The organism is Sphingobium sp. B7D2B, assembly GCF_025961895.1.
Taxonomy (GTDB): Bacteria; Pseudomonadota; Alphaproteobacteria; order Sphingomonadales; family Sphingomonadaceae; genus Sphingobium.
Genome location: NZ_JAOQOM010000001.1, coordinates 764,684 through 776,696, shown reverse-complemented (window position 1 = coordinate 776,696; position 12,013 = coordinate 764,684). Strand labels below are relative to the sequence as shown.

Here is a 12,013-nt window from a genome sequence, read left to right as displayed (position 1 = left end):
CGAAGGGCCGCGCTCAATGCCGTCAATAAAGCGCCGCCAGTGCGAGGCAGGTCGTGACTCCGACCACGACGTTCATCGGCAGGCCGATCCGCAGGAAATCGGCGAACCGATAATTGCCGGCCGCATAGACCATAGTGTTGGTCTGATAGCTGATCGGCGTCGCGAAACTCGCCGAGGCCGCAAACATCACCGCGATCAGCAAGGGGCGCGGATCGGTACCGAGGGTCGTCGCCAGGCCGATGGCAATCGGCGTCATGATCACCGCCACCGCGTTGTTGCTGACGGCTTCGGTCAGCGCGCTCGACGCAAAATAGACGATGAAGAGCAGCACCAGGGGACTGGCCCCCTCCAGCAGCGGTCGCATCGCGTTGACCAGCAGGGTAATGCTCCCCGCCTGATCGAGCGCCGTGCCGACGCACAGCATGCCGTAGATCAGCACCAGCACATCGCCATTGATCGAGCCCCAGGCTTCATCGCCATCGATGCAGCGCGCGGCGAGGACGATGCCGACGGCGATCAGTCCTGCGACCATGATCGGGACGAGACCCAAGGCGGAAAAGACGATGGTGCCCGCCAGCGCGGCGACCGCAATTGGCGCCTTGGTCGGGCGGAAAGCCACGCCTTCGGTCTCTTCCACCCCGATGAGGTTCTGGTTCTCGCGCAGCGCATTGATGGCCGCCTCTGACCCGGTGACCAGCACCGTATCGGCAGCGCGCACGCGGCTATCGGCCAGGGTCGGCCCGGCGTCATGGCGATGCCGGGTAATCCCCAGCAGCCGCACCGGCAGCACGTTGAGAAACGGGATTTCGACCATCCGGTTACCGATGCTCGGGTGACCGGGTGAAATGATCGCCTCCACCACCAGCGGCGCGTCGGCTTTGGTGTTGCCGACCGTCGCGATGCCAAGCTCGATGTCCTTGTTCGTGCGCAGGGTCATCAGATCGGCCAGCTTGGCGCGCACCACGAGGCGGTCGCCCGCCATGAACGGCTCGTCCATAGCCTCGATCAGCTGGCTGCCCCGCTGGATGCTCACCAGTCGAACCCGCTTGAGGAGACCGCTTTCGGAAAGGTTTTTGCCGATCAGGCCGCTATCCCGCACGATCCTGATCTCGCTCAGGAACACCCGGTCTGCGTCGCTGTGATAGGGGGCGCCGTCACCATCCGGGAGCAGGAAGCGCCCCAGCACCGCAAGGGCGACAGTCCCGGCGGCGGCCACGATGATGCCCACCGGCGTGATCTCGAAAACGCTGAATGGCGCGACGCCCAGATCGCGCGCGACGCCATCGACCAGAAGATTGGTCGACGTGCCCACCAGCGTCAGGGTTCCGGCCAGCATGGAGATGTAGGACAAAGGAATGAGCAGCTTTTTGGCGGAAACGTTGATCGCCGAGGCCAGCCGCAACACGATGGGGATCATGATGACCACGACCGGCGTGTTGTTCATGAATGCAGCCGCCGCGAGCAAGCCAACGACCAGTTCGATCATCGCGCGGATCGGATGCGCCTTGGCGCGGGCCACGATCCAGTTGCCGATCACATCCAGAATGCCGGTGCGGGTCAACGCGGCCGAGAGCACGAACATGGAGGCAATGGTGATCGGCGCGGGATTGGCAAAGGCGCGCAGCAGTGATGCGCTGTCCAGCAAGCCCGTGACGAGGAAGGCGCAGACGCCCAGCACGGCAATCACCGTCGCCGGATAGCGCTCCCGCACGAACGCCACGAAAAGTCCCACAAGGATAACGAGGCCGACAAGCGCCCGGTTGGCGTCGATGATCGCGGAGAGCCACTCAAACATCACCCTCCCCTAACGCCCCTGTCGGACCGCGTCGAGCAGCCCCGTCGGCTATGGCAATGTCAGGCTGTCGAGACGAGCGGCGCGCCGCCGTCACATCTGCGTCTCATACTCCGCCGTGACATCCTGCTTGGTGCCGGTGAGCCGCACGACACGCCGTTCGCACAGCACCGGCACGGCCGTCAGCCGCATCCAGCGCAAGGCGCCATCCGGCCGGCGCAGCCGCGCATCCATGGTGAACCCGCGACGATGGCGAATCGCATAGGCCCGCAGCGACTCCATCGCCGCCCGCGAGTCCGCCAGATAGATCGATGTCGCCAGCGACCGTGTCAGCTTCTCTTCCACGGGGATGCCGAACAGATCGTAGACGGCTCTGGACCATGTCAGGCTTTCGTCGGTCAGCCGGCAGCTCCACAGGCCAATGCCCTGATTGTCCAGCGCGCTCTCCTCCCGATTCACCATGGGCATGATCGGCAGGCGCCAGCTTGCCTCGTAAACCGGCCAGCTATGCGTGAGAAAAGGCGTTTGCCCGGTGGTCATAGGGTGATCTTTGCTCTGGTCCTGATCGCATGAGCGTTCCCGGTCTTGTTTGCCAGCAGTGGCGGCAAATGCTGGCAAGCCGTCTGGAAACGCTTATGCTGTCCGGCAGAGATTAACGAGCGCCCCTTAAAAATGAACGAATGCGGGCGCGAACAGGAACGCTTGTCCATGTCTACGCATGAAGATCGCCTGCGCGCGCTGCGCGCTCAGTTGTCCCGCCAGTCGCTCGACGGATTCGTCGTGCCGCTCACCGATGAGCATCTGTCCGAATATGTCGGCGGCTATGCGCAGCGGCTCGCCTGGCTCACCGGTTTTCTGGGCTCGGCGGGCAGCGCGGTGGTCCTGCCGGAGGAAGCCGCGATCTTCACGGATGGGCGCTATACCTTGCAGGTGCGCGATCAGGTGGATGGCGCGCACTGGCAGTTCGAGAGCGTGCCGCAAACGAGCGTCGCCACCTGGCTCGGGGTCCATGCCCCGGCTGGCGGACGGATTGGCTATGATCCTTGGCTTCACACCCGCCGCTGGGTCGAGGAGGCGACGCGTGCGCTTGCCAGCAAGGGCGCCACGCTCGTGCCGGTCGACCATAATCCCGTCGATGCCGTGTGGGATGATCGGCCCGATCCCAGCAAGGCCCGCCTCGTGCCGCATGAAGACCGCTATGCCGGGCAGAGCAGCGCCGCCAAGCGCGCCGATATGGCGGACTGGATGAAAGCGCAGGACGTGGACGCCACCGTCCTCACCGCGCTCGATTCCATCGCTTGGACCTTCAACATTCGCGGCGCGGACGTGACGCATACGCCGGTCGCCCTGGCTTATGCCCTGCTCCATGCGGACGGCAAGGCGCAGCTCTTCGTCGACCCCGCCAAGATCGATGCCGATGTGCGCGCGCATCTCGGCAATTCGGTCGACATTCTGGATCGCACTGCCTTCACCGATGCGCTGGCAGGGCTTGCCGGCAAGGCCGTCGCTGTCGACCCCGACCGCGCCGTCTCCGCGATCTTCGAAGCGCTGGACAAGGCCGGCGCCCTGATCAAGCCGCTGCGCGATCCCGCTGTTCTGCCCAAGGCCGTGAAGAACCAGACCGAGATTGCCGGCCACAAGTCTGCGCAGGCGCGGGACGGCGCGGCCATGGCCAAGTTCCTCCACTGGCTGTCCATCGAAGGCCCCAAGGGCGGGCAGACCGAAATCAGCGTGTCGGACCGGTTGCAGGCGTTCCGTGAAGAAACCGGCGCACTCGTGGACCTCAGCTTCGACACGATTTCCGGCTCAGGCCCAAATGGCGCCATCGTCCATTACAAGGCGAGCGAGGCGACGAACCGGCCGGTTGAGGCGGGCTCGCTGCTGCTGGTCGATTCAGGCGGGCAATATCGGGACGGGACGACCGATATCACCCGCACCATGGCCATCGGCACGCCCACGCAGGAGATGTGCCACCGCTTCACCTTGGTGCTCAAGGGCCATATCGCGCTCGCCTGCGCGCGCTTTCCTGCCGGCACGCGCGGCAGCCAGCTCGACGTGCTCGCCCGTCAATTCCTGTGGGCCGAAGGGCTGGATTATGCCCATGGCACCGGACACGGCGTCGGCAGCTTCCTCTCGGTGCATGAAGGCCCGCAGCGCATTGCGACGTTCGGCGGCGGGGATGAACCGCTGCAACCCGGCATGATCCTCTCCAACGAGCCGGGCTATTACAAGACCGGCGAATATGGCATCCGCATCGAGAATCTGGTGCTGGTGGTGGAGAGCGGCACCGGCGAAAACGACCGGCCCTTCTATGCCTTCGAGACGCTGAGCCATACGCCGATCGACCGCGCCCTCATCGCCGTCGACGGGCTGACCCCGGCTGAACGGGCCTGGGTGGACGCCTATCACGCACGCACACGGGAGATCATCGGGCCGCAGCTGGATGGCGAGGAGCTGGCATGGCTGCAGGCTGCCTGCGCGCCACTGACTGCTGACTGACAGGGGAGTCAGGCCGCCTGCAGGCGATAGGGGATGGTCGTCGTGACCTTGAGGCCGCGCGGCAACCATTCCCGCACGAAGGTGCCGCGCAACTGGCGCTCGATGCTCAGCCGGATGAGATCGGACCCGAAGCCCTGATGATCGCCGGGCGGCGCGCTGTCGCCCTTGCTCTCCTGCCACTCCAGCCGGAGCTGTTCCGAAGATCCTGAGATCATCAGGTCCACAAACCCTTCCGGCGAGGAGAGCGAACCATATTTGACGGCGTTGGTCGCCAGCTCGTGAAATACGAGGGCGATGGGGGTCATGTAGGTTTCGGCGAGCAGCACATCGTCGCCGCGAATGCGGATGCGCTCGATGCCCTCCAGATTATAGGCGGCGAACAATTCGCCGAGCAGCCCCTGCAACGTCAGCGTCTGCGCGCCCTCGCGCGGCTGCACATAATCATAGGCCCGCCCCAGCGCGGCAATCTGGTCGCTCATCTTCGAGCTGAAGCCCTTGAGTTCGGGAACGCCGCGACTGGAGAGGTAGAGCAGCGAGCCGATGACCGTGAAGATGTTCTTGATGCGATGGACCAGCTCGCGCGAGAGAAGCTCCTTCTGCTCGCGCATGATCCGCTGATCGTGAATATCCGTGCAGGTGCCGAACCAGCGCACGATGTTGCCGGCATCATCCCTGATCGGCAATGCGCGCCCGAGCGTCCAGCGATACTCGCCATCGAACCGGCGCAGGCGATATTCGATTTCATAGGGATCGCCGGTGGCCAGCGAATGGCTCCACACCTCCCACGCCTTGGCCTGATCGTCTGGATGGAACTGGCCGTTCCAGCCGGTCCCGTCGGTCCGGCCGAGCTGCGCACCGGTAAATTCGTACCAACGCGCATTGTAATAATCATGATAGCCATCGGCCCGCGTGGACCAGACCATCTGGGGCATGGCGTCGGCCAGCACCCGGAAGCGCTCCTCGCTCGCCGCCAGATCGGCTTCGGCGGCATTCTCCCAAGCCCGATGCGCGAGCATGACCCGTCGGGCCTCTAGCCGCCGCATCGTGGCTTCCGCCAAGACGGTGAGGCCCTGACGTTGAATGTCGGTCAGCCCGGCGCGCGGTTCGGGCGAAATGACACACAGCGACCCCAGCGCCTCGCCACTCTTGGACACAAGCGGCGCCCCGGCATAAAAGCGAATATGGGGTTCGCCGGTGACGAGCGGATTATCCTGAAAACGAGCGTCCTGCGTCGCGTCGCCTACGTCCATGACATCATGGCCGAGCATCGCGTGCGCGCAGAAAGACATGCTCCTGGGCGTCTCGGTGGCGTCGATCCCGGTCTTCGCCACGAACCTCTGGCGATGCTCCTCGACCAGACTGACCAGTGCGATGGGGCAATCGCAAAGCTGGCCGGCAAACTCGACGATGCGGGTCAGTTCCTCGTCGCCGAACAGCCCATTGATCTCATAGGCCTCGAGCGTGATGCGCTCTTCGGGCGAAACAGCGTCGCGGTTACTCTCAGCGCTCGCCATGGGCGCTCACAATCCGGCCTCGGCAGACGTAAGGCTGCGCGCGTGAAGAGGGCCAATATGTGAGGAGCAAGATCGTCATGGGGAGACACCCATGTAGGAACGCAAAGGCGGAAGTCCATGCGGACTTTTGCGTATCTGCGTGATTTCGTCGCAGAGAGTGTCTCTCAATCAGTCGTTTCGCGATCTCTGCGGCGGATTCACCCCAACCGGCGGTCGATCCACACCACCACGGCTCCGACAAGCATGAAGCCCAAAGCGATGAGGCCCACGGTCACGCCAACCTGCGCCCAGCCATGGCGGGAGACATCGAGGAAGGGATAGGGGTAGCGCCCATCGAGCTGCGCGCGCCCGATGGCATAGGCCAGATAAGCCAACGGCAGCAGCGCCCAGCGCAGCGTATCGGCATAGACCAGCCGTCCCTTGGGCACGAACACGAGCCAGTAGAGCGCCACTGCAGGCGGGGCGATGTAATGGAGCAGGAGGTTCGAGGTCTCGGCGGGGCCGCTGAGGCTTTCCGTCGCGCGCAGCAGCACTGCATAGACGATGCCGATCAGCCCCATGGCCAGCATCACGCCTGCCAGCCGGCGGGGATGACTCGGTGCCTTCGCCCCCAGCGCCACGCCGAACAGCACCACGCAGCTGAGCAGATTGCCGATCACCGTGAAGAAGCGCAGCATCGTCCACGCGGCGGCCTGGGGTGAGCCCGTCGTCTCCAGAGAGACGGCAAAGCGGATCGAGAGTCCGGCGAAGGCGATGAGGCCGACAAGCAGCGCCGCGATGCGCGCGGACATGGACAGCGTCTTGGTGGGTGAGCGCATCTCTCGGCCTAGCTCTGGCAAGTGGGGCAGTAAAAGGTGGAGCGGCCTGAATCTACCCGGCGCTTCACCGTGCCGCCGCAGGGGCAGGCCAGTCCTTCCCGCCCATAGACGCGCCAGTCCTTGGCGAAATAGCCAAGCTCCCCATCCGGCCGCGCATAATCGCGCAGCGTGGAGCCGCCGGCGGCAATGGCGGCCACCAGCACCGCACGAATGGCCTCGACCAGCCGCGCGAGCCGCGCCCGCGAAATCCGCCCGGCCGCGCGCGTCGGCGATATGCGGGCGATGTTCAGCGCCTCGCACACATAGATATTGCCCAGCCCGGCGATGATCCGCTGGTCCAGCAGCATCGCCTTGATCGGTGCCGCCCGCCCCTCCAGCGCCTGCACCAGATAGTCGGCCGTCAGCGCATCGCCCAGCGGCTCGGGGCCAAGCGCCGCGAAGGGCGGATAAGCGCCCAGCGCATCGCTTGGTGTCAGGTGCACGAACCCGAACCGGCGCGGGTCATTGAGGGCGAGGCGGTGGCTGGCGGTCTCCAGCAGCAGATGATCGTGCTTGCCCACCTCGCTCGGGTCGATCCGCCAGCGCCCGGACATGCCGAGGTGGAAGATCATCGTGTCGCCACGATCGGTATCGATCAGGCCATATTTGGCGCGCCGGCCTAGCCCGGTGATTCGCGCCCCGGTGAGCCGCTGGCGCAGATCGACCGGGAAGGGAAAGCGCAGGTCCGCCCGGCGCGGCTCGACCAGCGTGAGTTGCGCCCCGTCGAGCACCTGACGCAGGCCGGCAACGGTGGTTTCGACTTCGGGAAGTTCAGGCATTCCTGCAGGCATAGGCCGAGGCGCGGCCGGCGCCAACAGGCATCAGAGCCAAAGTTGCCAGGGCAGGAGCAGCGGCCCGCAGAAGAGCAGCGCCAGCGCCAGCATCAGCCGCGCCTTGCCGGGCACCGCCAGTTCATCGGGCACCAACCCATCGGGCCGCGCCCACAGGAACGGGCAGGCGAGGACAGCCAGCGCGCCCAGCCCCAGAGCTACCAGCCGAGCCCCCAGAAAAGCGCCGTCCAGCCACAGCCCCATCGCGCCAAAGGCAAAGCCGAGGGTCAGGACCCACATCAGCAGGCGCATGGTCGGGGCTCTTTGCTCATGCCCTCAAAAAACGGATCGACGCGCCGTCTCTTTAGCGAGGAACGTGCGCGAAAACCGCTGGCTCTTCGGCGGCTTTCTCCTTAGCGAAACGCCATGGCTCTTCCCGATGACATCACCCTCGCCAACGCCCTTGCCGATGCAGCGGGCGCCGCGATCCGCCCCTTTTTCCGCGCGCCTTATGACATTGAAGCCAAGGCCGACGCCTCGCCGGTAACGGAAGCCGATCGCGCGGCGGAATTGGCGATGCGCGGCCTGTTGGAGACGCAGCGCCCGGCGGATGGCATCATCGGCGAGGAATTCGGCACCGTCCGCGAAGGCGCGTCACGCCAGTGGGTGCTCGACCCCATCGATGGCACGCGCAGCTTCATCGCGGGCCGCCCGATCTTCGGGACGCTGATTGCCTTGATGCAGGACGGCTGGCCGATCCTGGGCATCATCGATCAACCGATCAGTGGAGAGCGCTGGGTCGGCGCCATGGGTCAGCCGACATTGTTCAACGGCAAACCCGCCCGCACGCGGCGATGTCGGGCTTTGGAAGGCGCGCAACTGGCGACCACCAGCCCCCATCTGTTCAACGCGCACGATGGCGAACATTATCTCGCGCTCGCCGCAGCCGTTGCCGGCGACCGACTGGGTCAGGGCCCGATCTATGGCGGCGACTGCTATAATTACGGCCTGCTGGCGAGCGGCCATGTCGACATCGTGTGCGAGACCGGCCTCAAGCTCCACGACTTCGCGGCGCTCGTCCCCGTGGTCGAAGGCGCCGGCGGACACATGTGCGACTGGTCAGGTGAGCCGCTTCATGAAGCCAGCGCCGGTGATGTGATCGCGATCGGCGACCCCGCCCGCCTCGAAGATGTCATCGGCGCCCTGTCCCATCATCACGACTGACGGGCCAGGGCCGCGATTTTAGTCGACGACCGTCCCGACCACGGCGCCAGCTGCGCCACCGACAGCGGCACCCTTACCGACGTCATTGCCGGTCACGGCAGCCGTACCGGCGCCCGCAGCCGCGCCGATGCCTGCGCCTTTGAGGGTCGAACAACCCGAAACAGCCAACGCACTGGCCGTGATCAGACCGATCAGAACGAGTTTCATGATGCATTCCTTCCAGCAAATTCCTGCTGAACAAATGCGCAATGCCTCCGCGTCGTTCCCGACCGCTGCGGCACCTCTCCCTAGGCCTTAAGAACCGCCTGCCACTGATCAGGCTTGAAACCGACCAGCAAGGCGCTCGCCCCCGTCATCACTGGGCGCTTGATCATCGAGGGATGCTCGACCATCAGCGCGATGGCCTTGGCCTCATCGATTCCGGTCCTGGCGTCATCCGGCAGTTTGCGGAACGTCGTACCGGCGCGGTTGAGCAGCACGTCCCATCCCGCCTGCTCTGACCAATCGGCCAGCTCTGCCGACGTTGGCGGCGTCTTTTTATAATCGCGGAAATCATGCGCGATGCCCTGATCATCCAGCCATTTGCGGGCCTTCTTCACCGTGTCGCAATTGGGGATGCCGTGCAGGGTCAGGGACAATGCTCTCTCCTTGAAATACAGAACAGCCGCAATCAGGCCGGCGCGCCGACTTCGGCATCCTCGAATTTGTCGGCCAGCGTCAGGCGGTCGAGGATGGCGGCGGTCTCGTCGCGGACCTTGAGCATGATGCGCCGCAGCTCGCACTCATCTTCCGGCAGGCAGTTTTTGCAGGGCTGGTGCGCGTAGCGGCTGGCACAGGGCACGAGCGCCAGCGCGCCATCCGTGAGGCGGAAGATGTCGCCATAGCGGATGTCGATCGGCGGCAATGCCAGCCAATAGCCGCCTTCCCGCCCGCGCCGCGTCGCCACGAGGCCCGCACGGCTGAGTTCGGACAGGATCACGGTCAGAAATTTGGCGGGAATATTCTGCGCGACCGCAATATCGGTGAGCTGGATCGGCCCCTCACCATAATGCCGCGCGAGGTGCTGGAGAGCGCGGATGGAATATCGCGTGCGTTGCGAAAGCATACCAACCTATTTGGCAGAGAATGCCGTCCGCGCAAGGGGCAAGCCCGTGCAATCGCTCGATAGCGGTTCTTTTTCAATCTAGGGAACGGGCCGTGACGCTCGCCACGGCCCTTCCGATTGTTAAGCGGCCTGCTTGCGCCGCTCTGCCAGCTCGTCGTTAAGCATTTCGGCCAGCAGGAAAGCCAGCTCCAGGCTCTGCGCCGCGTTGAGGCGCGGGTCGCAATGCGTGTGGTAGCGATCCGCGAGGCTCTGCTCGGTGATGTCGATCGCGCCGCCGGTGCATTCGGTGACGTTCTGGCCGGTCATCTCGGCATGGATGCCGCCGCCGAAGCTGCCCTCGGCGCGGTGCACGGCGAAGAAGCCGCGCACCTCGGCGAGGATGCGCTCGAACGGGCGCGTCTTGTAGCCATTGGCCGCCTTGATGACATTGCCGTGCATCGGGTCGCACGACCACACCACCGGATGCCCTTCGCGCATCACGGCACGCACGAGCGGGGGCAGCGCGCCCTCAATCTTGTCATGGCCATAGCGCGTGATGAGCGTGATCCGCCCTGCCTCGCGGCGCGGGTTCAGCGCATCGAGCAGGCGCAGCAGCACATCGGGCTGCAGGCTCGGCCCGACCTTCATGCCGATGGGATTGCCGATGCCGCGCAGATACTCGACATGGGCCGAGCCTTCGAAGCGCGTCCGGTCGCCGATCCACAGCATGTGCGCGCTGGTGTCGTACCACTGGCCGGTGAGCGAATCCTGACGGGTCAGGGCCTGCTCATAAGGCAGCAGCAGCGCCTCGTGGCTGGTGTAGAAGCTGGTGCCGCCAAGCTGGGGCACCGTGTCCGGCGAGAGACCGCAGGCCTTCATGAAATCCAGAGCTTCGCCGATGCGATCGGCCATTTCGCTGAACTTCTGGGCCCAGGGGCTGCGGCCCATGAAATCCAGCATCCAGCCATGCACCTTGTCGAGGCTGGCATAGCCGCCGGTCGAGAAGGCGCGCAGCAGGTTAAGCGTGGCGGCCGACTGATTGTAGGAGCGGATCATGCGCGCCGGATCGGGCTCGCGGCCGTCCGCCGTGAACGCGATGTCGTTCACATTATCCCCGCGATAGCTCGGCAGCTCGACGCCATCGATCGTCTCGGTCCCGGCCGAACGCGGCTTGGCGAACTGGCCGGCCATGCGACCGACCTTCACCACCGGCAGCTTGCTGGCGAAGGTGAGCACCACCGCCATCTGCAGCAGCACGCGGAACGTGTCGCGGATGTTATTGGGGTGGAATTCGGCGAAGGATTCGGCGCAGTCCCCGCCCTGCAGCAGGAACGCCTCGCCATTGGCGACCTTGGCCAGATCGGCCGTCAGGTTGCGGGCCTCGCCTGCAAAGACGAGCGGCGGGAAGGTCCCAAGCTGCGCCTCGGCTGCCGCGAGTGCCGCAGCATCGCGATAGATCGGCATTTGCAACCCTTCATGATCCCGCCAGCTTGCGGGCGACCATTTCGCCGTCATGATATTCCAGACTCCAAGCGTGTTCGCGCCACAACATGGGGTGTGGCGGACAAGGGGCAAGCCCCTACGCGTTTGAGGGCTTTGAGGCAAGGCGAATGGGCAGGGCGCCCTTAACGCGGCGCCGGGACGAACCGCGCGGCCAGAACCGTGAGAACCATCGCCAGCGCCGCCGCAACCCACAGCGCTGAAGAGCCCAGCCTTGCATAAGCGAAAGCCCCGGCAATCGCGCCGGTCATCAGCCCGCTCCACAGGCCGAGGTCGACGCGCCAGTGGCTCGCATCCTTCCCGGTGAGACGGTTAGCAAGCGCCTGCCCCAACCGGACAAGCGCGCCGGTCATGTAGGTGAGCCCGACCTTCACCTCGCCATTATCGGCGAGCGCGGCATTTTCGGCGCCCATGGCCATGACCATCGCGGCGAGTGCAAAAGTCGGCGAAATCGGTGCGGCGAGCGCGGCCACTAACAGCAGCGCCGTCACCAGACCGAGCACGGCGGGACGGCGATGTGGGCCCGCGCGATGCCCCACCAGTCCGCCCAGCACGACGCCCGTAACGAACCCGGCAATGAGGCCCGCGGCGGTCAGCGCGGCGCTGGAGCCCTCGCTGATCCCCACCGCCAACCGCGTCGAATTACCGCTCATGAACGAGACGAAAAAGCCGCCCGCAGTGAGGAATCCGAGCGCATCCACGAAACCGGCCAGCGCGGAGAGCGCGATGGCGAGGTTGAGCAGGCGGGCGTCGGACCTCAGCATCGCTAACGC

13 protein-coding genes are annotated in these 12,013 nt (G+C 65.3%); 2 read left to right on the top strand and 11 right to left on the bottom strand.

Features of this window, described 5'->3' with window-relative positions; all coding sequences use genetic code 11:
• Nucleotides 1-22: 22 nt before the first annotated feature.
• Together M2341_RS03375 and M2341_RS03370 are read right to left on the bottom strand one after the other, a co-directional pair.
• Entirely contained in the window at nucleotides 23-1,795 is a 1,773-nt protein-coding gene (locus M2341_RS03375) for an SLC13 family permease (protein ID WP_264584227.1), read from the bottom strand.
• Nucleotides 1,796-1,885: 90 nt separating this feature from the next.
• Nucleotides 1,886-2,332 carry a PAS domain-containing protein gene (locus M2341_RS03370; RefSeq protein WP_181558649.1) on the bottom strand — a complete coding sequence of 149 codons (447 nt, stop codon included), beginning with the start codon at nucleotides 2,330-2,332 and terminating at the stop codon, nucleotides 1,886-1,888.
• Nucleotides 2,333-2,500: 168 nt separating this feature from the next.
• On the opposite strand from M2341_RS03370, the gene M2341_RS03365 reads away from it, so the two are divergent.
• Nucleotides 2,501-4,291, top strand: coding sequence for an aminopeptidase P family protein (locus tag M2341_RS03365; RefSeq protein ID WP_264584226.1), 1,791 nt, complete (start codon nucleotides 2,501-2,503; stop codon nucleotides 4,289-4,291).
• 8 nt (nucleotides 4,292-4,299) lie between these two features.
• Here the strand turns inward: M2341_RS03365 and M2341_RS03360 are convergent, their stop codons facing one another.
• From M2341_RS03360 to M2341_RS03345, 4 genes are all read right to left on the bottom strand, one after another.
• Nucleotides 4,300-5,805, bottom strand: coding sequence for a PAS domain-containing protein (locus M2341_RS03360; RefSeq protein WP_264584225.1), 1,506 nt, complete (start codon nucleotides 5,803-5,805; stop codon nucleotides 4,300-4,302).
• Between the two features lie 197 nt (nucleotides 5,806-6,002).
• Complete coding sequence (locus M2341_RS03355; protein WP_264584224.1) at nucleotides 6,003-6,596, bottom strand: Pr6Pr family membrane protein; 594 nt, start codon at nucleotides 6,594-6,596, stop codon at nucleotides 6,003-6,005.
• A 35-nt stretch (nucleotides 6,597-6,631) separates the two neighbouring features.
• Entirely contained in the window at nucleotides 6,632-7,441 is an 810-nt protein-coding gene (gene mutM, locus M2341_RS03350; RefSeq protein ID WP_264584223.1) for a bifunctional DNA-formamidopyrimidine glycosylase/DNA-(apurinic or apyrimidinic site) lyase, read from the bottom strand.
• 42 nt (nucleotides 7,442-7,483) lie between these two features.
• A complete protein-coding gene (locus M2341_RS03345; protein ID WP_264584222.1) occupies nucleotides 7,484-7,744 on the bottom strand; it encodes a hypothetical protein in 261 nt (86 codons plus the stop codon).
• A 114-nt stretch (nucleotides 7,745-7,858) separates the two neighbouring features.
• Between M2341_RS03345 and M2341_RS03340 the strand changes: the two genes are divergently transcribed.
• Complete coding sequence (locus M2341_RS03340) at nucleotides 7,859-8,656, top strand: inositol monophosphatase family protein (RefSeq protein WP_264584221.1); 798 nt, start codon at nucleotides 7,859-7,861, stop codon at nucleotides 8,654-8,656.
• A gap of 18 nt (nucleotides 8,657-8,674) precedes the next feature.
• Here M2341_RS03340 and M2341_RS03335 read toward each other — a convergent pair whose 3' ends face one another.
• The 5 genes from M2341_RS03335 to M2341_RS03315 all read right to left on the bottom strand — a co-directional run bounded on the left by M2341_RS03335 (nucleotide 8,675) and on the right by M2341_RS03315 (nucleotide 12,004).
• Nucleotides 8,675-8,863: a YMGG-like glycine zipper-containing protein gene (locus M2341_RS03335; protein ID WP_181558643.1), complete on the bottom strand. Its 189-nt coding sequence runs from the start codon at nucleotides 8,861-8,863 to the stop codon at nucleotides 8,675-8,677.
• A gap of 80 nt (nucleotides 8,864-8,943) precedes the next feature.
• Nucleotides 8,944-9,294 (bottom strand): arsenate reductase, encoded by a 351-nt coding sequence (locus tag M2341_RS03330; RefSeq protein WP_264584220.1) that lies wholly within the window; start codon nucleotides 9,292-9,294, stop codon nucleotides 8,944-8,946.
• A gap of 32 nt (nucleotides 9,295-9,326) precedes the next feature.
• Nucleotides 9,327-9,761, bottom strand: a complete 435-nt coding sequence (locus M2341_RS03325; protein ID WP_181558641.1) for an RrF2 family transcriptional regulator — start codon at nucleotides 9,759-9,761, stop codon at nucleotides 9,327-9,329.
• A gap of 120 nt (nucleotides 9,762-9,881) precedes the next feature.
• Nucleotides 9,882-11,255 (bottom strand): class II 3-deoxy-7-phosphoheptulonate synthase, encoded by a 1,374-nt coding sequence (locus M2341_RS03320; RefSeq protein ID WP_181558640.1) that lies wholly within the window; start codon nucleotides 11,253-11,255, stop codon nucleotides 9,882-9,884.
• 110 nt (nucleotides 11,256-11,365) lie between these two features.
• Complete coding sequence (locus tag M2341_RS03315) at nucleotides 11,366-12,004, bottom strand: YoaK family protein (RefSeq protein ID WP_264584219.1); 639 nt, start codon at nucleotides 12,002-12,004, stop codon at nucleotides 11,366-11,368.
• Nucleotides 12,005-12,013: the final 9 nt, after the last annotated feature.

Bases quoted from the DNA above. Each gene is read 5' to 3' on its own strand.
- M2341_RS03375 (WP_264584227.1), bottom strand. From the start codon at position 1,795: ATGTTTGAGTGGCTCTCCGCGATCATCGACGCCAACCGGGCGCTTGTC.
- M2341_RS03370 (WP_181558649.1), bottom strand. From the start codon at position 2,332: ATGACCACCGGGCAAACGCCTTTTCTCACGCATAGCTGGCCGGTTTAC.
- M2341_RS03365 (WP_264584226.1), top strand. From the start codon at position 2,501: ATGTCTACGCATGAAGATCGCCTGCGCGCGCTGCGCGCTCAGTTGTCC.
- M2341_RS03360 (WP_264584225.1), bottom strand. From the start codon at position 5,805: ATGGCGAGCGCTGAGAGTAACCGCGACGCTGTTTCGCCCGAAGAGCGC.
- M2341_RS03355 (WP_264584224.1), bottom strand. From the start codon at position 6,596: ATGTCCGCGCGCATCGCGGCGCTGCTTGTCGGCCTCATCGCCTTCGCC.
- mutM (WP_264584223.1), bottom strand. From the start codon at position 7,441: ATGCCTGAACTTCCCGAAGTCGAAACCACCGTTGCCGGCCTGCGTCAG.
- M2341_RS03345 (WP_264584222.1), bottom strand. From the start codon at position 7,744: ATGCGCCTGCTGATGTGGGTCCTGACCCTCGGCTTTGCCTTTGGCGCG.
- M2341_RS03340 (WP_264584221.1), top strand. From the start codon at position 7,859: ATGGCTCTTCCCGATGACATCACCCTCGCCAACGCCCTTGCCGATGCA.
- M2341_RS03335 (WP_181558643.1), bottom strand. From the start codon at position 8,863: ATGAAACTCGTTCTGATCGGTCTGATCACGGCCAGTGCGTTGGCTGTT.
- M2341_RS03325 (WP_181558641.1), bottom strand. From the start codon at position 9,761: ATGCTTTCGCAACGCACGCGATATTCCATCCGCGCTCTCCAGCACCTC.
- M2341_RS03320 (WP_181558640.1), bottom strand. From the start codon at position 11,255: ATGACGGCGAAATGGTCGCCCGCAAGCTGGCGGGATCATGAAGGGTTG.
- M2341_RS03315 (WP_264584219.1), bottom strand. From the start codon at position 12,004: ATGCTGAGGTCCGACGCCCGCCTGCTCAACCTCGCCATCGCGCTCTCC.